The 1,035-nt window shown below is 44.9% G+C and carries 1 protein-coding gene; it reads right to left on the bottom strand.

Annotation, left to right across the window (positions count from 1 at the left end):
- The coding region (locus HMPREF2890_RS00070) for an IS30 family transposase (protein ID WP_070463835.1) at window positions 1-911 on the bottom strand (911 nt) is incomplete at its 3' end.
- Between the last annotated feature and the right edge of the window lie 124 nt (window positions 912-1,035).

Genomic DNA, 1,035 nt, shown 5'->3' with positions numbered 1-1,035 from the left:
TCATGTTTCTTCCTGGGTCTGTTGTTAAGTAAAGTCTGGATTTCAAATAGTCGATCGTCGTCGAAGTCAGAGAAATCAGAATTTTTAGGGATGTATTGTCTGATGAGTTTATTGGTATTCTCGATGGCCCCCTTTTGGCAAGAAGCGTAGGGGTCGGCAAAGAAGACCGGAATACCGAGGACACGAGTAATTGTCTCGTGATCTCTAAATTCAAATCCGTTGTCGGTAGTAATAGTCTTGAGTTTATCCTTATAGGGGAGCAAGAGCAAGATAGCTGCTTTAGCAGCTGCCGCCGGATTAAATCCTCCATCAATTTTCTTGATAAAACACATGTTGGTAGATTTCTCGACAAGGGTAAGGATGGCAGACTTCTGTCCTTTGGCAACAATGGTATCCATCTCAATGTCCCCAAATCTCTTTCCATCGACCTCCGTAGGTCTCTGATGGATAGAGACTCTGTTAGGGATATGAGCGGCAGAGGATTTCTTGTAAAGACCTCTACTCCGATGTTTGAGCTTATGACGACAGTTAAGGTAAAGGGAGCCGCCTCTAGCCTTATCCTTCCTAATCCATTGGTAGATAGTTTCGTGAGAGATGCTGATCCCTTCCTTCCGAAGAGTACCGGATATCTGCTCTGGAGACCATTGGTACTTGGTTAGTAAGGTAAGCACCTTATAGCGATACCTCTTTTTTGTCCGCCTGTTTCGAGCTGATCGAGCCCTGTTTTCCCGAGCCATCTCATTGGCTAGGGCAGGGATGTATACTCCTGTTTTCGAGGAGTTTCTCTTTATCTCTCGGCTGACGGTAGAAGGACTAACTCCGATCAGACGTGCAATCATACGGAGTGGCACGTTCTCCTTAAGTCCATTCTTAATTACGTACCTTTGTGATGAAGTGAGTTGCTTATACATAAATAGAAATATTTGGGACAATGTAAAAGTAACTCATTTTGAGGAGACTTCGGTCTCCTCTTTTAATTTTGGGGGATCGAAGAGGTGAGTCTGGTCGACGCGAGAGTCCCCCTCCACCCCCAAA

Origin of the sequence: Porphyromonas sp. HMSC065F10, from assembly GCF_001808555.1 — a bacterium.
Taxonomy (GTDB): Bacteria; Bacteroidota; Bacteroidia; order Bacteroidales; family Porphyromonadaceae; genus Porphyromonas_A.
Note: the sequence above shows the minus strand (reverse complement) of the source record. Positions and strands in the feature narration are given on the sequence as shown.